We start from the raw sequence: 23,905 nt of genomic DNA, 5'->3' as shown, positions 1-23,905 counted from the left end.
TTTGGGGAGGAGTTTGACATGACCCAAACTTTGACACTAAAGCTAGACGGGATGAGCTGTGCCGCTTGTGCCAACAATATCGAGAAAGTCCTCAGGAATTTAAATGGTATTGAAGATTGCAGTGTTAATTTTGGGGCTGAGCAAGCAACGGTTCAGTTCAACCCCGATCAAATTCAACCCGCAGCAGTGGCCGCCTCCATCGGCGCTGCTGGATACAGGGCCGAGATTCTAGACGATCAGGATTGGTACACCCTCGCAGATAACCTATCTCAGCGTCCTTCCCCCCCAACCTCTCAACACCTTCAGCTTAAAGTACTGATTGGTGGCGTGATCAGCGTTTTGCTGATGGTGGGGTCATTGCCGATGATGACGGGTATACCCATTACCTGGATTCCAGCCTGGTCCCATCACCCCATCTTGCAGCTTGTTCTGACCGTGCCAGTTCAGTTCTGGTGTGGCTATTCCTTCTATGGTGGAGCAATCAAGGCTCTAAAGCAGCGAACGGCCACCATGGATACGTTGATTGCTTTGGGCACCAGTGCTGCTTTTTTCTATTCCTTAGTTGTGACCTTTATCCCTGCAGGATCAAACCAGGGCCTTGGGGTTTACTACGAAACCTCTGCTGTGGTGATTACCCTAATCCTGTTGGGACGATGGTTTGAAGAGCGAGCCAAAGGCCAAACTTCTACCGCGATTCGTCAGTTGATGGGCTTGCAGGCCAAAACGGCGCGGGTGATTCGGGATGGGCAGGTCGTGGAGATTGCGATCGCAGCTGTGCAACCTGGCGATACCGTCCTCGTCCGTCCTGGAGAAAAAATCCCCGTGGATGGTGAAATCATTGAAGGTCAATCCACCGTAGATGAAGCAATGGTAACGGGAGAAAGCCAGCCCGTCCAGAAGCAACCCGGCGATCTCGTGATTGGGGCAACGCTCAATAAAACAGGCAGTTTCCAATTCCGTGCCACTCATGTTGGCAAAGAGACGGTCTTGGCTCAGATCGTCAAATTAGTGCAAGAGGCACAGGGGTCGAAAGCGCCGATTCAGCGCTTAGCCGATCAAGTCACGGGCTGGTTTGTCCCAGCCGTGATCACTATTGCAGTCATCACCTTTATCGTCTGGCTACTCACCACCCAAACCCTTTCCTTAGCCCTAATTACAGCCGTTGGTGTTCTGATTATTGCTTGCCCATGTGCCTTAGGATTAGCCACGCCTACTTCGGTCATGGTGGGTACGGGTAAAGGGGCAGAACATGGCATTTTGATCAAGGGGGCCGAGAGTTTGGAGCTGGCCCATCAGATTCAAACCATTGTGCTGGATAAAACGGGCACCTTGACCGAAGGGAAGCCAACAGTGACGGACTTTATGACTGTAAAAGGCACGAGTCATGGCAATGAGCTTCATCTCTTGCAGCTAGCGGGTATGGTTGAAAGCCACTCCGAGCATCCGTTGGCTGACGCTGTGGTTCGTTACGCTCAAGCCCAGGGCGTGGACGTATCGCTGGGTGATACGCAAAACTTTACTGCGATCGCAGGTCAAGGCGTCCAAGCTCAAGTCCAAGCCCACCAGGTTCATATAGGCACCCAGCGCTGGTTTCAGACTTTGGGAGTCGAAACGGATGGGCTGCAGACCTATGCTCACCAATGGGAAACCCAAAGCAAAACCGTGATTTGGCTGGCAGTGGATCATCAACTCGAAGCCATTATGGGCATTGCGGATGCCTTGAAACCTACCTCGATTGAGGTGGTCCAAACCCTGAAGCGGATGGGGTTAGAGGTGGTGATGCTAACGGGGGATAATCAGCGTACTGCAGGTGCGATCGCAGCCCAAGCCCATATTGACCAGGTCCAGGCAGACGTCCGCCCTGACCAAAAAGCCGCCGCCATCCAGCAACTCCAAGCCAATGGCAACATCGTTGCTATGGTGGGGGATGGCATTAACGATGCCCCCGCCTTAGCTCAGGCTGACGTAGGGATGGCCATTGGCACAGGTACTGACGTTGCCATTGCCGCCAGTGACATCACTTTAATTTCAGGGGATCTACAGGGCATCGTCACGGCCATTCAGCTGAGCCGGGCCACCATGAGCAATATTCGCCAGAATCTCTTCTTTGCCTTTATCTATAACATTATCGGCATCCCCGTCGCAGCCGGAATTCTCTACCCTCTGTGGGGACTGCTTCTCAACCCGATGATTGCCGGGGCAGCAATGGCTTTTAGTTCCGTTTCGGTGGTAACCAATGCCCTCCGACTGCGGCAGTTTCAACCGAAGTAATCTATTTCGCTAACAGTCTATTTCGCTAACAGCAGTCCGGTATACAAAGCAGCCCCCATGATAAAAGACATAAAACAGCTCTCCTGCTCATCCGGCAGTTCCCGCTTGAGCACGTTGAGAATAATGCTGCCTGCCAAAAATGACCAAATAATCAAGACGCCTGCCTTATCTAGCATGGCCGCTTGCCCTAAAACCATCCCCAAAATAATCGCAGCCACCAACAACCACCGCCCCCGCTGGTTATAGGGGGTTTTATGATGCTCATACAAATGATGATCAATGATAAAAAAGTGCAAGGCCAACGCAGCAAAAAAGAGGATGCAGGTATATAGACTATGGGCCCCTAAATCTTGCAGTAAATAGCCCAAAATCACATTAAGGGCTGCAAAGGCGCCGATGTGAATCCAAAAAATAACGGTACCAGCCCGATCAGCATTCTGCTCTTCCTGATTGGCTTTTCGAGACTGCAACACCAGGCTGTCTAATCCATAAAAGACCGCTAACCCCAGAAGGGCCAAAAGATAAACATGATTCTCTAAATAAACAATGACTGGCAGTTGCGCATGTTCTATTTCTTCTTGGGCATGACTCAATTCCGGGAAAATTTCTAAGAATACAAAGCCAATGGATACGCCACCCGCAAACGAGAGCCACCGATGGGGAGGGATAAAGCTGGGGATAGTGAGCTTGGAAAAAAAAGCATGGACAACCGCTAAACCGATGGCGAGAAATATCCCAGGATTAACCATGTTGCTTTACCCTCAGTGTATTCAAGCTTCACTCGCACCAACTCTACCACTCTGGATTGGGAGCTTAGCTTAAATCGGCCTAGACTTTTGCTGAGAAGAAGGTGAGGCACTAGCCCTGGCGTTAATCCAGGTAGACCGAAGGGTTAAGTTTTAGTAGCAGGTTGGAGAATCCACCGTTGGGTCGCGATCCCTAAGGCAATCCCGAAGCCTAAAATGATCCAGAAGCCTAAAGGCGAACGTTCTAAGCCGTTGGGCAAGTTCATGCCAAACAAGCTGCAGAGGGCTGTGAGGGGTAGAAACACAGCAGCTAAAAGATTTAGGCGTTGAGCTATACGAACTGACTCCAAGCTGAGGCGACTTTGTTCTTCAGCCCGTCGGGTTAAGTCAAACTCCAGGGCATTTTTAACATCGGTATAGAGCAAATCCAAAGTCCGGTCTAAATCATTGGCCCAATCTCTTAGATCAATGATGTCTCTATCCTCAGGAACGTCCTCCCGAGCTGCTTGCAGGGTATCCATCATATTTTTAGCCGCCCGACAGATCGGTGCCAAGTTTTCTAGGATTTGGAAAAAGTCTTCAGCTAAGGCCGCTTGACTATACGCTTGACTGAGTTGCTGTTCGGCTTTGCTGTAGTCTTTAAGATGTTTCTTGAGCCGGGGTAACCCTTCTCCCCCCTCACTGCATTTCCAAGCCCCTTTGGGGTTGCGCCAAAAGAAAATCCCTTGCCGTAGTCGACTTCCAGGCTGTGGCAACTTATGGAGTACTAGCAACAGATGGTCATCAGCTAGCATGGCACGTTGTTTGCCCGCTCCCTTTTGGCCAAAACGACGTTTGATTTCATCGGGTAGTTGCCAATTGGCAGGCAGTTGCATCGTCATTTTTTTAGTAAGGTCTTTTACTCCCAATTTGCCCACCTGCACGGTCATTAATGCAGAGAGCAATGGAATGACCTAGACCCGCGATACCTAGAACGGACTGACCACAATCGAAAAGAAGAGCTGGCTATCATCAAAACCACTGGTTTCTGGACCAACAGAGAGGATCGGAATTCCCCAATCCAAACGAGCTGACATCAAATCTGACCACTGCCATCTGAGGCCCAAACCCACAGCTGCTAGTGTCTCAGTTCTCGACCCATCTGTATTACTCCAGCCATGGCCTGCATCAAAAAATGGGGCAAGCTGCAATAATCCTTCTTGGTTATCGCCAAACCGAGCTAGGGGTAAACGATACTCGGCAGAACCAAATAAACCATTATCAACCAGCAAGAGATTCTGGGGATACCCTCGAACGCTATTGAGTCCACCCAAACCATACTGTTGCAGAGGTACTAGGGGGCGGTCGGCAAATTGAGCCGTTGAACGCAGGAGCAAGAGATTGCCAGGGGCGAATTGCTTCACCCATTGGGCTTGTCCACGCCAGAGGAAAAACAACCCATCAGGGATATTGGGATCACCAGGTGCCACTGGATTGGGATTAATCGTGGCAAAGGCATCTAGACCAATGCCAAACTCTGATCGCAACGCTAAAACCGAATCATTCCCTCGTTGGGTCCACTCCTGGAATAACCGAAGCTGGGAAATTTCGGTGCGTCCTTCAGCATCAGCACCGGGTGACAGCGGAAACGGTATCCCTAATAACGAGGTGTCACTTTCTTGACGGCCCAAGGTAATTCCCAGGGCCAGTTCCTTCTGGGGTGTTTGAATCACGGGCTGACGATAGGTCAAACTCAGATCTCGGGATACCCCTTCAATATCCAACTGGTCGAAGGGTTCTTCCACCACCCGACTCCAAACTTGGCTAAAGCTCGCACTGATGGTGCCATTGCGAGCATTGATGGGAAAGGTGTAGGTAAAATCTAATTCATTGCTACCGTCTGTATTGGCATAGCCTAAGCGCACGCCATCCCCAAACCCGAACAGATTGGCCTCGCTGACGACCACTTGTCGTTGAAAACTACCGATACTACCAGAACGCTGATTGTCCAAGACAAACTGCACATCAAAGGTGGGGGCTTCTTCTACCTTCACCTGTAGAATGCTCAAGCCTGGCCCCGAGCCTGCAGTCAGCTCAGCCGATAGGTTGCCAATCAGAGGATCAATCTGAAGCAGCCGCATTGCCCCCAATAGCTCATTCACATTCAGGGGTGGCCCTGCCCCCAGATTGAGTCGTTTGCTGACATAACTGGACTTCAGATGCTTGTTACCTGAGACTTCAATCCCTTCCAGTCGCCCTTCTACGACTTGTAAGGTCACTACCCCATCTTCAATCACCTGGTCTGCGGGTAAGTAGGCTCCTGAGGTGATGTAGCCCTGATCGATGTAGTACTGAGTTAGGGCAGAACGAGCTTCAAGTAATCGAGAGAAAGGAACCGCATCCCCCGTGAAGGGCTTAGTAACTGTTTCTATCTCTTCTTCACTTAGCACCGTGTTACCGGTGACACGGTATCTCGTCACAGGGATAAAGTTTGGATTGTCAGGGGATTCTGGCTGAGGCGTTGGCTGAGGGGGAGCGTTCAGCAAGTCTTCCGAAGGAGGTAACTTTTTTTTGCTTGGGGGTGTTGGCTCAGGAAATATCTCTGGCTCTATACGATTAAAATCGGGTGGAGGCACGGGGGCGGTCTGTGCTCTTACCCTCAGCGGTAGAAGATAAAGTCCCCATAATCCCAATAAAGTTCTGAGTAGGTGAAAGCGAAGGCGAATAAAACGATATTCAGAAGCCATCTTTAGGGTTTATCAGTAACTGTATTAGCTTAGGAATAGGGAAGTGATTCTATATTGATTAAGCTCACTTTAACATCATGATGTCTCTTAAAAAATACGCAGTTACTCAACAAAAATAAATCTTTCTCAGCAGTTTGATGACTTCCTGTCTTATACCTTCAAGGTTCCATGATTCGTAAGAAAAGAAGGCTTGAGCCGTTTTTTGAGGCGGACCTGAATCTTATTTCATCCTGCCTACTTCGCTTCTTCATGTACAAGGTTCTTATTGCCAGTACAGCTAATTCTGAGTAAAAAGACTGATGAAATCATCAGGCTCTTGCTAGGGAATTTCTTATAACTTTCTTGTATTGTTCTAGGAATATAAAATGGAGAAGAAAATGTGTTTTATGTCAACCCTCCTATCCTAGAATTAGCTGATCAAGTCTCTAGAGATCTATTAGAGTGTGTAAGGATGAGACTCTCACTCCAGCCTTGTTTGCTCCTGTCTTATGTTGTTGCCCGCTAGCATCGAATTCACAAATCTCTGTCGAACACAGGTGACTTTTTTGATGCAAAGCTTTCAGGCCAGCATGGGAGCAGTGTACTTGTCTAAAGATTTGCCTGCACAACAGCAAGGGGAGCTGATTCCCGTTGTTATCTATCCCGAAGAGTCAGGGAAAAACCTACAGCCAGCTCCCCTACGTTTGCCTGCGAGCGACCCTGAACAGCCACGGAATCCCAATCCTGCCCTAACGTCTAGCCAAACTAATATTTTGTCTGAGCTAGACAAGGAAGAATTCTGGTCAGAGAATACGCTCTCCACTTCAGCCCTGGCCTTATCCCAGGCCCAACAAGTCGTCATTCCATTGATTCATGAAGAGATGGTGTTGGGATTGCTGGTCGCTGCCCGTGAGCATCGTTCTTGGAGCAAGGTAGAACAATCTCAGTTGCAGCAGATTGCGGATACCTTAGCCCTGGCCTGTATTCTGGATCAGCGCTCCCAATGGCTCGCGAATGCCCAATATCAGCAGCGAGCATTGCAGTCGGAACAACACCAAACTCTGTCGAATCTGTTACATCAGTTTCGTAATCCCCTCACTGCCTTAAAAACCTTAGGTAAGCTACTCCACAAGCGGTTTGGGGAAGATGATAATAATCGCAAAATTGCGGCCAGTATTGTGGAGCAAAGCGATCGCTTAGAAGAAATGCTCCGCCAGTTTGATGGAGCGATTGATATAGGGGAAGCGGCCATTGAGCCATTTGAAACCGATGCTTGGGGCTCAACGCCACAGCCCACCCCTCCGGCTTTACCTCCCTCGCTGCCGTTAGGGGAAGATGAACTACATCTGCAGCCTTGCCAGTTTAGAGATATTCTTCAACCCCTCATCCAATCAGCGGTGGGACGAGTAGAGCAAAAGGACTTACAGCTCACGGTTAGGATTCCAAGTAATTTGCCCCCGATTAACGCCGATCTGAGCGCATTGCGGGAGGTCTGTAGCAATTTGTTTGATAACGCGTTGAAATATACTCCAGCTGGTGGCGAGGTCCAAGTAGAGGTTTGTCGCCAAGTGACTGAGGGCCGTCAACCGGCCCAATTTCTGTTGGTTAGCGATAGCGGCCCCGGCATTCCTCAGGCTGATTTAACACGGGTTTTTGAGCGGCAATATCGGGGTGTGCAGGCCCAAACTGATATTCCAGGAACTGGGTTAGGCTTAGCCATTGCCAGAACGTTAATGGAACAAATGCAGGGCGATATTCAAGCCTTTAGTCCACGCATTGATCAGCCCGATTCGCTGATGGGAGCAACACCAGGCAGCACATTTATGGTGAGACTACCAGAATGTGACGTCAAGATTTTGGCCTGAACAGGGTAGCCTATAAGGGGCTAATGGCTTATTTGTGCTGTTGTCCTTAGCCAAAGCAAATGTTTGTGGGGAATAGTACTGAATGCTGTTGAGCAATCCGATTGTGGCTGAGATGGCGATGGAAGCAGAAGATGCGATCGCAAATAATCTCAAACAATTTTTGCTGGTATTGTCCGTCTCGTTGAGTGTTGCTACGCTACCCCAGGTATTTAGCTGGTTTCGGCAGATTCCTTACACACTACTGCTCGTGATCGTGGGCTTGTGTTTAGCTTTTGTGGATGTCCGCTTAGTGGATTTATCCCCAGAGCTGATTCTGGCCATCTTTTTACCGCCGCTGCTATTTGAAGCCGCCTGGAATCTGAAATGGTCCGACCTCAAAAAAGATCTTTTCCCTATCTGTCTCTATGCCGTTTTTGGCGTGGTGATCACGATTGGTGGTGTTGCCTTTGGCTTAAACAAATTTGCCGGGATTTCCCTTACCACAGCATTGTTAATCGGAGCCAGCTTATCAGCCACCGATCCCGTTTCCGTGATTGCCCTATTTCGAGAATTGGGGGCAGGCAAACGCCTTAAAACCCTGATGGAAGGGGAAAGCCTTTTTAACGATGGTATGGCGGTTGTGGCCTTTAGCTTTCTGGTGGGTTTGCCCTTGGGAGTCAGTACCTTTGAGCCATCTCAGGTGTTGGGACAACTACTGGCGGTCATTGGTATTGGTATTGGCGTTGGTTCTCTAATTGGGTTTGGCATTTCCTACCTTACCCAACGGTTTGATCTCCCCCTAGTGGAGCAGTCCCTAACTCTCGTATCAGCCTATGGCACCTATCTGCTAACGGAAGACTTGGGCGGTTCTGGCGTCATCGGTGTAGTCACAACAGGCTTGGTGCTAGGTAATTTCGGTTCTCGGATTGGCATGAACCCTAGAACTCGATTGATTGTCACAGAGTTTTGGGATTTTCTCGCTTTCTTTGTCAACTCCATCGTGTTCTTACTGATTGGGGATCAGATTCGGTTTGCCATCTTAGGGAATAACTTAAGAACCATCGTCGTCACTATTTTGGGAATGCTGGTGACTCGGGCCATCTCCATTTATGTTCTGGGCCTATTTAGTAATGTCACCGCAAAGTCCGAGATTCCCATTAAAGATCAGACGGTTCTCTGGTGGGGCGGCCTGCGAGGGTCTGTATCCATTGCTCTGGCCTTAAGTGTGCCTGCAGTGTTAGGGGAACGAGAAGAGATTATTGCCACGGTATTTGGAGTCGTGTTATTCACCTTGTTGGTGCAAGGACTCACGACGAAGTTTCTTCTCCAAGGACTGGGATTAATTAGCGATCAGACCCAACAACAGGATTATCTGGCTGCGACTGCTCGCCGAGCAGCCCTCTCCCGCGTTTTAGATTATCTAGAGAAAGGGGACGCTAGACCGGGGATTGAACCTGAGTTCTATCGGTATCAGACAGCCTTAGTCGAGGGACAGTTGGCCAAACTGGAGTCTGAATTGGACGACATGCAAAAAAAATATCCTGAACTAAAGGAATTTACGGCAGAACAACTGAAAGAAGAATTACTGGCCATTGAGGCAGATACCTATGCTGAGTTTGTCCGAGCAGGTCGCCTCAATAAGGAATTGGCTCCTTTCTTGGCAGAGGTCTTTATCCCGGATTAAAGAGAGCTTGGATGTAACGGAAAACAACGGTCCCTTAGCATAGCCCTCAATTTTGAGTATTCTAAGCTAACAAGGTTCCTCAACGTTTTTCAGACATCATGGCTAAAGATTCTGCTGAACTCATTCCGGTCAGCCAGCTACAAGAGCGCTATAACATTAAGCGATCAGCCCTCTACAATCGTCTGTCGGCATTGGAATTACAACCCACCAAAGTGGGACGGCGGGCCTTTATTACGCCTGCTGATGTCGTGCGATTAGATGCCCTCGGCGATCACATTGAAGCAGGCGGAACCATTCATGATTTTACGGAACAGCCCTCATCGGTGGGGGCTGGTGCCTTGACCGTTGCTGCCGACGACGGAACCGCTCCTATGGCTCAGAATACGAATTTTGCTACGTTTTTAGACGCTTTTTCCACTCGACCTGACCCCCTGAAAATGCTGCTTAATCGTCTAGATCTATTGGAGAAGGCGGCAACCCATGAGTGGTTGTTACCCACTTCCGATTTATCTATGGCCCTCGGTCTTTCTCGACGTTCCGTGGGCAAGTATCCTAAGTTTGAGCGATATGGGTTTGTGTTCACTAAAGTCGGCCAAATGGGTACCGAAACGTCTTGGCGGGTGCAGAAAGCAGCGAAACCCAAGAAGAAATTTAAGCGTTAGCTTTCAATTTATATGCCGATAGCATTCATTTTGAATCTGGGAAATAAGCTGCTCATCATTCCCTTTCTGTGATTGGGCACACTGGGGGTGGAGGCTCCATCACACAAGGAAGGACATGACCTTTCAAGACCTGTTTTCACTTTTAACTCAGTACAAACCGTTGCTCTTGGGGATTATGTTGTTTGCGCCATGGGTGGCGCTGGCAATCTGTGTAGTGATCCCAGGACAGAAAGAGGAACCCTTTGTCTTGAGCTTTAATTTGGGGATGGCCCTCTTAAGCTTGGTTTTAGCAGTTGGCTACCTGTTGTTCGCCACCAACAACGGCGGTTGGGCGCGGGTAATGAAGGAAGCAGACATTTTGTTAATGCTGGCCCCTTGTTACTACGTGGGCATTTCATTTTGGGTCACTAAGCAACGTCTTCCTTTGAGTCAGGTGCCTGTGGCGCGGATGGTGCAGGGCATCGCCTTAATCGCAGCCGGATATCTAGGCCTCGCATGGATGTTAAAGTCCACGCGAATCGTGATTTTCTCGTTTATTCCGTTTCAGTATCTCGTCTTCTTACTACTGGGATTGACAGGGGTCATGTACTTTGGCTTCCTGAGAGTAACTGGAGGCGATACCCAGAAGCATGACAGTCTCGATGATGAGTTCAATACCTTAAGACGTCGGAAGGGACGACTCTAGACTCAAGTCTATTGACCAGTGGCCACCTTCCATTTCAGATGTTGACGGAAAGACTTAACCTGCGCAGGGCTGTTTGAGTTTAACCGTTCCAAATCTGCGATCGCGCATCTGGTAGTGCTGCAACGCCTCATGAAAAACCGCCCGGTCGAAATCAGGCCAGAACACATCTGTAAAATAAAACTCTGTATAGGCTAGCTGCCACAGCAGGTAGTTACTTAAGCGGAGTTCGCCACTGCTGCGAATCAACAGGTCAGGGTCAGGGGTGCCAGCGGTGTAGAGATATTGCTCAATCAGTTGCTCGTCCACCGCCCCTGGCTCAATATTACCCAGCTGAACCTGCTCCGCAATTTGACGACAGGCTTGGGTCAGTTCGGCTCGACTGCCATAATTCACCGCCACATTGAAATGAACAGCCCGGTTATTGGCCGTTGCTAAAACCGCTCGATCGATTTCCTTCCGCAGAGAAGAGGGTAGGGGAGACAAATCGCCGATAAAGGAAATTCGCACCCCTTCACGATCCATTTCAGCCAGTTCCTGACGAAGGAGGCGCTCAAACAAGACCAAAAGAAAGTCGACTTCCTCTAGGGGGCGACGCCAATTTTCTGTCGAAAAGGCATAGGCCGTCAGGGTGGGAATGCCCCAGTCTTTGCAGCAGCGCACTAAATCTTTGAGAGTCCGTGCCCCTTGGCGATGACCCGCAATCCGGGGAAACCCTTGGCGTTTGGCCCAGCGACCGTTGCCATCCATAATGACGGCAACATGTTGGGGTAAACAATCAGGATCTAAATCTGTAGGGCGAGTAACGTAATCGAAGTTGTTCATTAATACAGCAGGTGTCAGTGACATCAATTGGTTAAATCAGGAGCCCATACAAGTCAGAGGAAGTTATTCTCTGTTCGTAATAATTCCCCGGTCAGTAGTTTGGTCTAACAATCTCTGACCAGGATTGTCAAGGTCTAATGGCGTAAACAAAGAAAGAGACGACCGAGTAGAGACCTGAAGAGCATGGCTAGAACTAAATGCCAGTGGAAGGACAAGGAGTTTCTGGGGACTGCCCAAACCAGCGATTAAGCTGGTCTGGGTTCAAAGAGCGACTCCATCGCCACAGATGCCATAAAACATAAACAAAGGTCCATAAAAGGGATAACTTATTGGGTAAAGACCAGGCTTCCCAGTGGAGTACTTGCATCATCCGTTTCAGGGTACGACTAAAACTACTAGGTTTTTGTTTCGTTGTTCTCGACTGGGGGCAGAGTAAAGTCACCAGAATCTTAAACATTGAGGTGTGAGGATAAGCCCAGCGCCCAAATCCCCAAAATTTGGTCATATGGTTAATTTCGTCAATCAATAGCTCAGCTAACACCTGATGCAATGGCCCCGTTGAATGCGCCATTAACCACACATACAGGCAAGTAGCCCCATATTCCGTCGCCACGCGATGGAGACCATGCTCGAACAGATCTTGATGGAGATTATCCGTGGGCTCATAAGGTTTGGGATCGTGGGGCAAAGGCATTAGCTTTAACCCAGACAGTTGGGTATATAACCGCTGTAGTGCGGGGGAATGTTGGCGTTCTTCCTTTTCCCAAAGTCCCAGCTCCACTAAGTCTCCTTGGTCATTAACGGTACCGCCCACAAATCGAGCCATGGGGGGATGGAGGGGAAAGAGATATTGGCGACTGGTTTGGGTATAGCCGCGAATAGGGGTTTCTGTATCAATACTGATGCTGTTGGCGAATGTACTACGAGAGATTTTTTTGTATTATCAAAACCTGATTTCACTTTGCTATCTAAAGTACAAAAATAAGCACTGATAATTAGTTGAGTATCCAAACTAATCGTTATCAGAACTCTCAACACTATGTCACTTCAACCGCATGCTCCTGGTTTTATACCTGAAGAAACTATTCGTGTTGCACATGCTGCATTCCCTAAAGGCAATGTGTTCATGGCTTTAAGAGAAGAGATAGGAACCATCTACACCGATCAAGACTTCTCAGCTTTATATCCAGCTCAAGGTCAACCTGCTATTAGTCCCTGGCGCTTAGCTCTAATCTGTGTCATGCAGTTTATGGAAGGACTGACTGATCGGAAGGCAGCAGATGCTGTCCGCAGTCGAATTGATTGGAAATATGCGCTAGGACTAGAATTAACCGATTCAGGATTTGATTTCTCGGTGCTATGTGAATTCCGTCAGCGTCTTATCCAAAGTCATACGGAACAGCATCTACTCGATCTCTTGTTGCAACGATGCCAAGAGAAAGAATGGCTCAAAGCAGGTGGTAAGCAACGAACAGACGCCACCCATGTCATCGCTCATATTCGGATGCTGAATCGACTTGAAGGTATTGGAGAAACCTTGCGAGCGGTGCTGAACGAGATCGCTGGAATTGATCCTGATTGGTTGCAGCAATGGGTTCCACAAGATTGGTATGGCCGTTACGCATTACCAGTAGAAGAGTATCATCTGCCTAAGGGAATAGCAGCACGCCAAAAACACGCTGAAATGATTGGCAGGGATGGGATGCAGTTGCTTGAAAAGCTTTGGGATGAAACTACTCCTATTCATCTGCGCCAGATTCAAACTGTTGAGATTATGCGTCTGACTTGGGTCCATCAATACTTCGTTGAACGCGGCAAAGTCCGGCTTCGCCCCGCGAAGGATTTACCTCCTGCAGGTCAGCGCTTCGATTCACCCTATGACCCTGAGGCTCACTATGCCAATAAGAGAACCACTACCTGGGTTGGTTACAAGGTACATTTAACAGAATCCTGTGACGAGAATCAGATGCATCTGATTACTAATGTCCTGACGACCCATGCTCATCTTGCTGATGTCGATCAGACTGAAAAAGTACACAAGGCACTGAAACTCAAAGACTTACTTCCAAGTGAACATATTGTCGACTCAGCCTATGTTGATAGTGAATTGCTTGTAACAAGCCAAAGTCGATATGAAGTGACATTAATTGGCCCCACACGACCCAACTCAAGTTGGCAAGCCAAAACCCTGAAGCATATGATTTAGACCAATTCAAGATCAATTGGAATACGCGACGAGTGACTTGTCCTCAAGGCAAAAAAGCCGAACTTGGAAAGGAGCAAAAGATGCTTGGGGCAACCGAGTGATTGTTGTCAAGTTCTCCCGGACAGACTGTCGATTGTGTCAGCATCGTGGTTTATGTACTCGTTCCCCCACTGAAGCGAGGTCTCTGACCCTACGTACTAAAAAAAGACATCAAGCATTGCAAGAGGTTCGAAAGCAACAAAATACAGAAGAATGGCAACAGACTTATAACAAGCGAGCGGGGATTGAAGGGACTATTTCGCAAGGAGTCAATGCCTTTGGAATGAGGCGATCTCGCTATTTAGGATTAGCTAAAACGCGCTTGCAGCATGTGCTCACAAGTACTGCGATCAATGTAAAACGCATTGTTTCATGGTTGCAGGGAACACCGCATGCTCAAACCCGGACATCGCGATTTGCAGCGTTAGCCACTCCCTAGAATTGACAAATTTTCAGGTTTTGATAATACAAAAAAATCTCTCGTAGTACATTCGCCAACAGCATCCAATACTGCCCGCAAGAATAGCTAAAAAAATAAGGGGATCAATTCCCCTTATCTGATCTGGTTCAATCTGATTCCAGTTAAGCGGTTGCCAAGGTCGGGGTTGGGGATCTTGGAATTGTTGGGATAAATCCTGCAGCCTATCGTTGAGGATATCAGTGGCCAAATAAGTCTGAATCAGTTGATTGAGTCGGTGGGGAATGGGAGCCGATTCAAACACTTGGGTGGATGAAGATGGGTCAAGGAACGAGGGATTGAACAATAACGTGGGAGTCATGGCACTTTCCGGGGTAGCTTGCATCCAATAGCCTAAGCAAGGACTATCCAGAAGTCAGTCGGCCAGAGTCGGGACTTAAAAGTCGGAAAGTCGGATCTAGGTTGATGGTCAAAATTGCAGATCCTGATGAGTGGGTGATACGACAGCTGAAAGTAGTAATTTTAACCATGGAAAAATCCTTACGGTTTATGACAGGTAAGCTTTACGACGGGATCGTTCGGGCATGCTAATAGTGACTAACAACCATAACTGCGATCGATAAAATGAAATTTGCTCCTGGTCTTCCAGCTGTTTTGATAGGGGTTACTGCGGTGATTGCACAGCCCCAGATCAGTCATGCGTTGAGTGCGGCTGAGGTTGCCAAAATTGCCCGCAACGTCACGGTCCGAGTTGATAGTCAAGCTCCTGGATCTGGTGTGATTATCAAGCAGGATGGGAACACCTACACAGTGCTAACGGCAGCCCATGTGGTGGGCAGCGAAGATACCTATGAGGTTGTCACCCCCGATCGGGCTCGACATCCGATTGCAAATACAACCATCCAGCGGCTGCCCAATGTCGATCTGGCGTTGATTCAATTTTCTAGTAGCCAGGCTTATAAAGTGGCAGAAGTGGGTAATGCCCAGCAGATTTCTGCGGGAATGCCCTGCTATGTTGCCGGATTCCCAGGTAAGACCGCCGCCATCAATGAGGTGGTTTACAACTTTACAGCCGGACAAATTACAGCGAATGCTGTACGACCTTTACGGGATGGGTATGGATTGGTCTATTCCAATGCCACTTTGCCAGGGATGAGTGGTGGCGCAGTCTTAGATAGCCAAGGTCAACTGATCGGGATTCATGGTCGAGCAGATACAACGCCTCAAGCCCAAAATCCGAATCTAAATCCAGATATCTACGTCAAAACAGGGTTTAACTTAGGCATTCCCATCAATACGTTTTTGCAAAAAGCTGAAGATGCCAATCTAGAATTGGGTTTTGTTGTGCCACCTGCTAAACCCGCCCTTCCGGCCTCCGTCGATCAAGCGTTGGTGGAAGCAGGACAGGCGCTTGGTCGGGGCGAGAGTAGTAAAGCTGTCTCTAAGTTTAATCAGGTATTGGGGAGCGATCGCAAAGCCGTAGCGCTACATGGCCGAGGATTGGCCCATTACCAGCGAGGTAACTATAAGGAAGCGTTGGTGGATTTGAACCATGCGATCGCCATCGATCCCTACAACGCTTTGTTCTTCAACAGTCGCGGGTCAGTCCATTTAGCCCAGGCACTCAAGCCTAATCGAAATTTACAGTCTGGGGCCTCGCGGGCCGAGAGAGATTTTAGTGAAGCTCTTAAGCTCAATCCTGAAGACAGCACTGCTTACAATAATCGTGGATTAGCCAACTTCTATCTGGGTGCCAGAACCCAAGCAATTGACGATTACAATCAGGCTTTGCGTCTAGATCCGGGATTAGCCAAAGCCTATAAAAATCGAGGGTTCACTCGCTGGCTAGAACAAGATATTCGCGGCGCTTTGTTGGATCTCAAGCAAGCCCTCACCATCGATCCAACCTACGCGCCAGCCTATCAAACCCGCGGTCGGCTACAGTTTCGACAGGGAGAAGTAGCGAAGGCAATAGCTGATTACGATCAGGCTATCCAGCTAAAACCGAAAGAGGGTAAAACCTATATTTATCGAGGAATTGCCCGCTATGAGAACTCCGAAGTTCCTGGAGCAATCCAAGACTGGCAAGCTGCCATTAAAGCTAGTCCCGAAGAGTCTGCTGGTGCTCATTTGTTGATTGGTGCGACTTTATTAACTCAAGGTCGAGAAAATGAGGCTTTACAGAAATTGAAAACAGCTAAACAACTTGAACGAACCTGGACAAATCAAGGATTTCTAAGCCAAGTGTTAGGCAAACGGTTACTGAAGGAGACCACTGCACTACTGGAGCATCCTAAGGCTCAAGCGTTACTTAAATCCCGCTAATAGCTTTTGGTGAGCCTCACGTTGTTCAGAAAAGAGAAGCAGCCTCTTAAGGGCTAAATTTTAGAAATTTTGGCAATTGCACGTACTCTATGAATACTTGATATAGCTGGAGCCGTGCTATTGTCTCATGCCGATATCCTATAACTTCGCAAATGCTCAGCGATTGGTTATCAAACCTTTCGATAGGCTGGGGTTCATCAGCCTGTATCTATTTGCCACTGTTGTCAGCATTTATGCAGCCAACATCGTAACAGGGCAAGCTCCCTTTGTTCACCTGTGGCAACAAAATCCGATGCAATTCATTATCATTGCTGGACTGATCGGTGGAACATTTATGGGAGCGGCCCAATGGTTGATTCTTCGTCAGTACTTTCCGGACTGGAAGTGGATTCTAGCGGTTGCTGTAGGGAGTACATTGTTTAACACGCTCCAATTTGCTTTTGACAAGAGATTCGATGAGCTTTTGTTTGGGACTGTAGAGAACTTATCTAGCTCTAGAAGCAATGCTGCTACAGAACTGACCGCCATGTATATGGCGCTGCTTGGGGCGACTGTTATTGCTGGGTTCTTACAGTGGTATATCTTGCAAGCCTATGTTGCCTCTGCAAAGTGGTGGATGATAATCCCACTCATAACAACCTTAGTGGCTATCATTCCATTGGTATTGAGCGTTTTAGCCCAACAATATATTTCTCTCCCCTTTCCTATTCTGACGAATATTATTTATCTCTATCCTGCAATTCAGGCGATTGCCTTTTGCTGTTTACACAAAAAGTCAGAGCAAAATATTCTGCAAACGGCTTTAGCTTGTGCACCAGATATTACTGGATATAGAAAAAGTCGCTCCTTGGGCAACAAGCTATACGCCCGTTTAACTCAACTGTGGGCAACAGAATTGAGCTCATCAGTCGGTAAACTTTCCTACCTAGTAGGCATTAACCCTACTAGATCCAAAATTTTCTTTGAGCCAATGAACGCAACGTCAGCAAATAATGTTGATTTAACACCATTACCGACCATTGCCTCCTCAGTAGACGAAGCAGATCAGCAGCTTGAAGGTGAGTCTTTTGCTAAGTTTCAACTGTTGTTTTTACCGCCAGGAATCATTCAAATTCGCCCATGGAGGGGGATGCCTTTAGTTTGGATCAGCGTAGGAGTTTATGGAGCCATTGTTGCAATTCAGTACTGCTTAGCTTGGTTGCAGGTTGCTTAAGGCTAGCTAAAAGAAAAATGGACTAGCTCGAGTCATTTTTTAGAAATACAGATCACTCAGGGAAGCAGGGCTGTTTTAAGTTAGCAGCGAAAAAATAATATCGACCCGATTAGCAAGCTTAGTCATCGCGGTTTTGAGGGATTGATAGTCGTTTAGCCGCAGGATATTAATCCCAATAGTTCTAAGCACTGACCAATTGAGCAGTGCTTGTTCATCTTCGAGTCGATAATCATCTTCGCCAAAAACAACATCCTTCGGCCAATGCAACCGATTTTCAATGCCCCAATGTTCTCGGACCAGAGATTGCCAATGATGGGGTGAGGTGGCAGCTGAACTGATGTAATAGGCGGTATTGTGATACTCCTTTCCTTTGCGAGTACCCCATCGTTGGACACAAAGTACAGAGCGAATTGCTGTCCATTCTTGTAGGGCTATGCCGACAGGCTCATAAACCTGTATACACCGATGTTCATCTCGTCCTCTACTTTGGGCGGAGTGGATGTGCTCAGCCATGGGTTTAAGACACTCAAAGTAAGTCTGGAGGTGGTCGTAAAGTCTTCCCTGATTGGATTTGACCGCCACAAGATAGTCGTTACCCGAGGCCACAATCTTCTCAAGTGTTTTTTGGGCGTGTAAGGCATCCATGGTAATCAGCAAGCCATCGAGTTGAAGGGTTTCCAACAGTGCCTGCACGACTTTGATTTCGCTATTATCCTCCTGAGTGAGGGCTTCGAGCTTGAGGGTGATGCCTGCTTCCACCGCAAATAAACTCACCAAGCCCACAAAACGCTGCTTCCCCTTGGCATCTGTCAGCCCCTGACGAATCCGTTTGCCATCAATGGAGGCTGCATAATTATCGGGAGAGTGAGTCTGGGCTTTCGAGAGCATCCATGCTTCAAATTGGTGGCTCAACGCTTGGAAGTCAAGCCCCTTCATCACTCGACGAAAGGTACAGTGAGACGGAACTTCGAGGCTCTCAAGCCCCAATAGCTCACTTAAAGGCTGGCGATAATCGCTCACAAAGGTTTCTAACGGACGGTACCCTTGATATCCAGCAAGCATGCCCATCACCATCAATAGCAACAGCAGCCATAACGGATGAATACGGCCATGGGCACTGCGGAAATCCGGGACTTGCTTCAAAGTATCGATTAGATGGCTCATCGGTCTCTCTACTGTTGGTCAGTAGAACCATCCTATTTTTTCTAGGAGTAACGTAAAACAACCCTGCTCAGGGAAGTACTCAGACATTACTTTTTGACCAATTAGCAAATTCACTTTAGCTAGACTTGAAATATCTTGCTCATAAAGGACGATTAGTGGATGCCAGTATTTCTCGTTACCCTTGGAGTCTGGTACTTTATTTCGGGAAGTAGCTTAAACCATTGGAACAGCAATCAATGTTCTCCCATTATTGATAGCAGCCCCTCCGCCACGGGATTTAGACTACAAGGACGAGAATTTGGCTGCACGTTTGATGAACAGAACTATCGAACATCTATTCAGAAATGGCTGAGTCAGCGTCCTATGGATGCCGCACCGCTTGAGGGAATGTACCTGGGCAGTGTGGAAGATTATCCATGGATTTCAACGTATCTGGCAAAGGCAGCTCTTCAGAGTCAAGAGTGGGATCTGAAGAGGGGCACTAGTCATGACGGTCATCCCTACCGTCTGATTGAATCTTTACTCATCGATGAAGCATTCAGGCATCGCTTGGACGCACCTTTTGCTGATACGCCTTACACCGTACATCGTGTTTCTGTTGAGAAGGTGAGGATTGACGATGCCAGTCAGGTGCTTGACCAATATGAACCGGGCCAGGGCAAAATTCCTTTTGATGCCCTATTGTGGATTGAATTTGCAGAGCGCCAGCCAGAAGAGTCAACTGCAACGGATTAGATTTTTATGGCCACAGGCTAAAACACAAGAGACTTTTAATCCTGCATTCGTAGAACAAAATTAATGAATTTGAACAGCGCCCAAAAAGCACAAAGGACAGCCTGTTAGCAGCACCTGAAGGTCAAATCTCGCCTCGTTTTAATCACACGAATCAAGTACGGGAGTGCCACCGATGGCGCTGTAAGATGAAGTGGATCAGCGCTGGAACTCAAGCATGGTAGAGACTCAGTCCGCGAACGCTTCACCATCTCCTGAAGGCAGAAAAGTTGTGATTGTGGGGGGTGGGCCAACCGGCACACTGGCTGCTTTGTATTTAGCCCAGATGGGTTGGCAAGTTTTTGTTTACGAGCGGCGCAGTGCTGATTTTAGAGTATCTAGCAATCGACGGTCCTTTAATATTATTCTGAGCCGTCGGGGACAAAAAGCTCTGAAGGACATTGGCGTAGAGCTACTGCCGGAAAAACAGGTCTTTCTCCAAGGAAATGTTCGACATACGGCCAAAGGGGCAAATCTCGGTAAAGGGTTTCAGGATGCCGTGTCAGTCGATCGCACTACCCTGGCTCAGTGTCTTATTGAGGAGGGGCAGCATCGTTTTCCAGAAAACATTCAATACCACTTTGATCAAACCTTGCTGCAGGTCAATTTTCAGGATAAAACAGCGTTGTTTCAAGGCAAACAAGACCAACATCAGCAAACCTTTGACTTATTAATTGGTGCAGATGGTGTTTACAGTACCGTCAGGGCTTCTATGGAATCACAGATTCAGGGATTCGAAGTCCAGCAAAATCAAGACAATATGATGTATAAAATCTGTGATTTAGGGTTCGCGAAAGATCTACCCGGCGCAGAGGAAAAGTGGGCAGAGAGTTTTCATGCCTGGCCGAATGCCCAACCCCTGACGTTACTCGCTCCCCCTAGTACCGATGGCTCTCTCAAAGGGGTATTGATCTTGCCTCAAGTGGGAGACATCACTTATGAGACCCTGCAATCAGAAGCAGATATATTGGCCTTATTTCAAGAGAAGTTTCCTGATTTTTTCCCAAATCTAGATCAAACGGGTTTACCGTCACAGTTTGCCCAAGATTTATTGTCACAAAAGGCGGCCCACGGAGGAATCACCACCCAGTGCAATCGATTTGAAGGTAGTGACTGCGTGGTTCTGTTGGGAGATGCGGCCCACTCGGTGTGGCCTTCCTTGGGGCAAGGGTGTAATGTCGCCCTGGAAAGCTGCCGCATTTTTGCTGAGATACTGGCCCAAACCAAAGGAGATTTATCCCGCGCGTTACCCGCTTATACCGAAGCCCGAAAGCCTGATACGGATGCAGTGGCCCAGCTATCAGAAATTGGCTTTGGGGGGAATAAACGAGCCAGCAGTCTCCTGTTTATCAGCAAAGTAGTGATCCTGATGTTTCTGCATAAATTACTCCCCAGATGGTTTCAAAAATATGCTCTTTTCCAACTTGGAGATGCTGACGTTCCTTATTCCAAAATATGGCAGCAAGTTCAGCGTCAAAATAGCCAATTACGCCTGGTATTAACGACGCTAATCGTTAGTATTCCTGTGATTTGGTTAGTTGTTGTGAGAATCGCCTAAGCACCCAACCCCCTTGCCCTAACCGAAAAGATTTATGGAAGAGCCTGCATACCAGAATCTGGTTTTCTATACGGGATGAATAAGGGTTTTAACTGCGGTATTGTCTTATACCAAATCCGATTTATATAACTCCGATATAATGCATAATTAGAGAATGCCAAGAAAACTATATCTCAAACCCCATTTTTCGCCTGACGAGCTGAAGTCTCATTACCGAGCCAGCCAAGACCCAGTAGAATCGCGCCGCTGGCATCTACTATGGCTCGTCAGTGAGCAAACAACGCTAACTCAAGCAGCCCAAGTGGTCGGTCTCAACTACGATTACGCTCGAGAAATCGTCAGGGAGTATAACCACAATGGCGCCCATGGGTTACGCAACCGACGCAAAGATAAGCGACCTCATCAATCTCGCAGTCTTCTGACTCAAGACCAATGTGCACAATTGTTGACTCGTCTACAAACCCCACCCGCCGACGGTGGTCTATGGAACGGCCCCAAAGTAGCCCAGGTCATCGCTCAGATGACAGGAGTCGATAAGGTTTGGCCCCAACGCGGTTGGGACTATCTCAAGCGATTGGAGCAGTCCCTGCAATGCCCACGTCCTCACCACCGTAAAGGTGAACCAGAGGCCCAAGCCGCTTTTAAGAAAACTGCCTGAGTACAAAGCAGAATTGGAGCGACGCTACCCTAATGCTCAGGTCGAAGTTTGGTCCTTGGATGAACATCGTTTAGGCCTTAAACCCATTATTCGAAAGATTTGGGCGCCTGTGGGTCAGCGTCCAATTGCTGAGGTGGACCATCGCTATGAATGGACCTATCTGTATGGATTCGTTCATCCCGCAACTGGCAATACCGAATGGTTCATTCTGCCTCGGGTCAATGGAGAATGGTTTAATCAAGCCCTACAAAGCTTTGCTCAGCAAGTTGGAGCGGGAAAGCACAAACAGATTCTTCTCGTTCTGGATGGAGCCGGATGGCATACCTGTAAGAATCGGGTGGTGCCACCTGGCATTCATCTGAAGGTTTTACCCCCCTATTCTCCAGAGCTACAGCCCGCTGAACGGTTGTGGCGGCTAGCGGACGAACCACTGGCCAATCGGTGTTTTGAGACCCTGGATGACCTCGAAGATGTTCTCGAGCAGCGCTGTCGAACTTTAATGACCATGCAATCGGACATTAAAGCTCTAACGCAGTACCATTGGTGGCCAGCTTGACAGATGAGATATTTCGGGGGTTAATGAGTCGGATTTGGTATTAGCTCGGCCTTTTCAGCGAGCACTGATTCAACTTCATATTGATCACTCCAAAAAGAGACTGCCACACTCTAAGCGGCGATGCTAGGAGATGAGTTAGCAATGCCCTCTTCTGTCTGTGGTAGGGGCGCTAAACGTCCATCCTCCATATAGATAATCCGATCGGCAATGTCCAAAATTCGGTTGTCATGGGTGACGAGGAGAATGGTGCAGCCCTGTTCTCGGGCGAGGCGTTGCATAATCTCGACCACGCCTCGTCCAGACTTTTTATCCAGAGCGGCAGTGGGTTCATCCGCCAAGATAATTTTGGGATGACTCGCCAACGCTCGGGCAATGGCGACGCGCTGACGTTGTCCCCCGGAGAGTTCATCGGGGTAGTAGTTGATGCGCTCTTCTAGACCGACTGCTGTGAGTATGTTGGATGAGATCGCATCCAAGTCTTGCTCCAAAAAAGTGTCATGTAGTTCCAGGGACATGCGCACATTTTGCTGGGCTGTTAGAAAGCTCATCAGATTGTGGGCCTGAAAAATATAGCCGATATGGCAACGAAGTTGACTGAGCTGCTGCTTCGAGGCTCCCAACATTTCCTGGTCAAGGATCTGGAGACTGCCGCTTTGGGCTGCCCTTAAGCCTCCGAGCAATGTGAGTAGTGTTGTCTTCCCAGAGCCTGAAGGACCCGTGAGAATCACAATTTCACCCGCCTCAATCTCCAAATTGATATCGAATAAGACCTGCTTCTGGAGCTGGCCTTCGCCAAAGGAATGGTCGAGTTGGTGGGCAATAATGACGTTAGACATGGGAATCACTCCAGAACAAAATCAAACCGTTAGAGGGCCTCATCAAAAAACCATTCAAAACCGGTTTTCAATTGGGCCTTGCCATCGGTTTCGACGATGCTGCCGTGGGCGGGAATCACGCGATCAAAATCCCAGGCCAACACCCGCTGAATTGAGGCTTTAACCTTGTCCTTCTCACGAGTCCCCCATTTCTCAAACTTGGAGGGTTTGAGGCCAGTTGTTCCCATCACCCGCGCAGCCAATTGAGTCACCCAAGGGTAGGAAGCGTCGAAGTTAAAGGCAATATCCGTTAGGATTAGACTCCGACTGGGCCGATGACAAAAGACCGTTTCATAGGCAAGGGCAATCCCTCGGGGTAAGAGCGCTCCAAAGCCATCAATGGGCAAATAATCGAGATTGTCCCCCATGCGACCGGGCTGATTGAGTAGGGCATCCAGTTTGAGTTCTGGCCGTTTTTCTGCGAGCCCTTCGACCCCCCAAACAACGGCATCTGGAAATAGATCCTGAGCTTGGTTCAAGAACAGATAGTGGGAGCGATTTGGAGCCATTAGATGACGAACGGTTCCCAGAGCATTCAGGGTTGGGCAATCCCTGGTCTGAAGCTGAATCGGGGATATCAAAATCAGGTCACTATCCAGTCGAACAATGGTCATCCGCGTTCCCACTTCTAACCCCAGATAGCGAAAGGGTTGAGATACAGTCCATAGATTTTCGGCAACAGGAATCAGGTTCATCATTAGCT

The 23,905-nt window shown here is 48.3% G+C and carries 20 protein-coding genes and 1 pseudogene; 12 read left to right on the top strand and 9 right to left on the bottom strand.

Going from position 1 to position 23,905, the window contains the following annotated elements; genetic code table 11:
* Window positions 1-18: 18 nt before the first annotated feature.
* Entirely contained in the window at window positions 19-2,271 is a 2,253-nt protein-coding gene (locus ON05_RS25770; RefSeq protein WP_029315452.1) for a heavy metal translocating P-type ATPase, read from the top strand.
* A gap of 17 nt (window positions 2,272-2,288) precedes the next feature.
* Here the strand turns inward: ON05_RS25770 and ON05_RS25765 are convergent, their stop codons facing one another.
* The 3 genes from ON05_RS25765 to ON05_RS25755 form a co-directional block, all read right to left on the bottom strand.
* Window positions 2,289-3,020 carry a hypothetical protein gene (locus ON05_RS25765; protein ID WP_010477091.1) on the bottom strand — a complete coding sequence of 244 codons (732 nt, stop codon included), beginning with the start codon at window positions 3,018-3,020 and terminating at the stop codon, window positions 2,289-2,291.
* Window positions 3,021-3,163: 143 nt separating this feature from the next.
* Complete coding sequence (locus ON05_RS25760; RefSeq protein WP_236619073.1) at window positions 3,164-3,961, bottom strand: CorA family divalent cation transporter; 798 nt, start codon at window positions 3,959-3,961, stop codon at window positions 3,164-3,166.
* Between the two features lie 24 nt (window positions 3,962-3,985).
* A complete protein-coding gene (locus tag ON05_RS25755) occupies window positions 3,986-5,743 on the bottom strand; it encodes a ShlB/FhaC/HecB family hemolysin secretion/activation protein (protein WP_029315454.1) in 1,758 nt (585 codons plus the stop codon).
* A 488-nt stretch (window positions 5,744-6,231) separates the two neighbouring features.
* Between ON05_RS25755 and ON05_RS25750 the strand changes: the two genes are divergently transcribed.
* The 4 genes from ON05_RS25750 (at window position 6,232) to ON05_RS25735 (ending at window position 10,597) form a co-directional block, all read left to right on the top strand.
* Window positions 6,232-7,587, top strand: coding sequence for a GAF domain-containing sensor histidine kinase (locus ON05_RS25750; protein WP_029315455.1), 1,356 nt, complete (start codon window positions 6,232-6,234; stop codon window positions 7,585-7,587).
* A gap of 82 nt (window positions 7,588-7,669) precedes the next feature.
* A complete protein-coding gene (locus ON05_RS25745; RefSeq protein ID WP_010477100.1) occupies window positions 7,670-9,250 on the top strand; it encodes a Na+/H+ antiporter in 1,581 nt (526 codons plus the stop codon).
* 98 nt (window positions 9,251-9,348) lie between these two features.
* The gene (locus tag ON05_RS25740) at window positions 9,349-9,912 is read left to right on the top strand and encodes a hypothetical protein (protein WP_010477102.1); all 564 of its coding nucleotides are present in this window, start codon (window positions 9,349-9,351) and stop codon (window positions 9,910-9,912) included.
* Between the two features lie 115 nt (window positions 9,913-10,027).
* The gene (locus ON05_RS25735) at window positions 10,028-10,597 is read left to right on the top strand and encodes a hypothetical protein (RefSeq protein WP_010477103.1); all 570 of its coding nucleotides are present in this window, start codon (window positions 10,028-10,030) and stop codon (window positions 10,595-10,597) included.
* 54 nt (window positions 10,598-10,651) lie between these two features.
* Here the strand turns inward: ON05_RS25735 and ON05_RS25730 are convergent, their stop codons facing one another.
* On the bottom strand, window positions 10,652-11,419 hold the full coding sequence (locus tag ON05_RS25730) for an isoprenyl transferase (RefSeq protein ID WP_010477105.1): 768 nt from the start codon (window positions 11,417-11,419) through the stop codon (window positions 10,652-10,654).
* A gap of 193 nt (window positions 11,420-11,612) precedes the next feature.
* Window positions 11,613-12,245 carry a ferritin-like domain-containing protein gene (locus ON05_RS25725; RefSeq protein ID WP_010477107.1) on the bottom strand — a complete coding sequence of 211 codons (633 nt, stop codon included), beginning with the start codon at window positions 12,243-12,245 and terminating at the stop codon, window positions 11,613-11,615.
* Window positions 12,246-12,458: 213 nt separating this feature from the next.
* Between ON05_RS25725 and ON05_RS25720 the strand changes: the two are divergent.
* A pseudogene (locus tag ON05_RS25720) lies at window positions 12,459-14,103 on the top strand (IS1182 family transposase).
* Between the two features lie 13 nt (window positions 14,104-14,116).
* Here the strand turns inward: ON05_RS25720 and ON05_RS25715 are convergent.
* Window positions 14,117-14,467 (bottom strand): hypothetical protein, encoded by a 351-nt coding sequence (locus tag ON05_RS25715; protein ID WP_010467544.1) that lies wholly within the window; start codon window positions 14,465-14,467, stop codon window positions 14,117-14,119.
* Between the two features lie 239 nt (window positions 14,468-14,706).
* On the opposite strand from ON05_RS25715, the gene ON05_RS25710 reads away from it, so the two are divergent.
* Together ON05_RS25710 and ON05_RS25705 are read left to right on the top strand one after the other, a co-directional pair.
* The gene (locus ON05_RS25710; RefSeq protein ID WP_010467542.1) at window positions 14,707-16,407 is read left to right on the top strand and encodes a tetratricopeptide repeat protein; all 1,701 of its coding nucleotides are present in this window, start codon (window positions 14,707-14,709) and stop codon (window positions 16,405-16,407) included.
* 352 nt (window positions 16,408-16,759) lie between these two features.
* Complete coding sequence (locus ON05_RS25705; RefSeq protein ID WP_262562366.1) at window positions 16,760-17,620, top strand: hypothetical protein; 861 nt, start codon at window positions 16,760-16,762, stop codon at window positions 17,618-17,620.
* 75 nt (window positions 17,621-17,695) lie between these two features.
* Here ON05_RS25705 and ON05_RS25700 read toward each other — a convergent pair whose 3' ends face one another.
* On the bottom strand, window positions 17,696-18,784 hold the full coding sequence (locus tag ON05_RS25700; protein WP_262561924.1) for an ISAs1 family transposase: 1,089 nt from the start codon (window positions 18,782-18,784) through the stop codon (window positions 17,696-17,698).
* A gap of 159 nt (window positions 18,785-18,943) precedes the next feature.
* On the opposite strand from ON05_RS25700, the gene ON05_RS25695 reads away from it, so the two are divergent.
* From ON05_RS25695 to ON05_RS25680, 4 genes are all read left to right on the top strand, one after another.
* Window positions 18,944-19,519 carry a hypothetical protein gene (locus ON05_RS25695; protein ID WP_010473543.1) on the top strand — a complete coding sequence of 192 codons (576 nt, stop codon included), beginning with the start codon at window positions 18,944-18,946 and terminating at the stop codon, window positions 19,517-19,519.
* A gap of 214 nt (window positions 19,520-19,733) precedes the next feature.
* The gene (locus ON05_RS25690; protein ID WP_010473544.1) at window positions 19,734-21,113 is read left to right on the top strand and encodes an NAD(P)/FAD-dependent oxidoreductase; all 1,380 of its coding nucleotides are present in this window, start codon (window positions 19,734-19,736) and stop codon (window positions 21,111-21,113) included.
* A gap of 154 nt (window positions 21,114-21,267) precedes the next feature.
* Window positions 21,268-21,771: a winged helix-turn-helix domain-containing protein gene (locus ON05_RS25685; RefSeq protein ID WP_262562364.1), complete on the top strand. Its 504-nt coding sequence runs from the start codon at window positions 21,268-21,270 to the stop codon at window positions 21,769-21,771.
* A gap of 13 nt (window positions 21,772-21,784) precedes the next feature.
* Window positions 21,785-22,327 carry an IS630 family transposase gene (locus ON05_RS25680; protein WP_396150142.1) on the top strand — a complete coding sequence of 181 codons (543 nt, stop codon included), beginning with the start codon at window positions 21,785-21,787 and terminating at the stop codon, window positions 22,325-22,327.
* Window positions 22,328-22,437: 110 nt separating this feature from the next.
* On the opposite strand, the gene ON05_RS25675 is transcribed toward ON05_RS25680, so the two are convergent.
* Both ON05_RS25675 and ON05_RS25670 read right to left on the bottom strand, forming a co-directional pair.
* Window positions 22,438-23,163: an ATP-binding cassette domain-containing protein gene (locus ON05_RS25675; protein ID WP_010479710.1), complete on the bottom strand. Its 726-nt coding sequence runs from the start codon at window positions 23,161-23,163 to the stop codon at window positions 22,438-22,440.
* Window positions 23,164-23,192: 29 nt separating this feature from the next.
* Window positions 23,193-23,900, bottom strand: coding sequence for a DUF4336 domain-containing protein (locus ON05_RS25670; protein WP_236619135.1), 708 nt, complete (start codon window positions 23,898-23,900; stop codon window positions 23,193-23,195).
* Between the last annotated feature and the right edge of the window lie 5 nt (window positions 23,901-23,905).

The sequence above is a fragment of the Acaryochloris sp. CCMEE 5410 genome (genome assembly GCF_000238775.2).
In the GTDB taxonomy this organism is placed as follows: domain Bacteria; phylum Cyanobacteriota; class Cyanobacteriia; order Thermosynechococcales; family Thermosynechococcaceae; genus Acaryochloris.
This window is presented reverse-complemented; position numbering and strand designations above follow the sequence as displayed.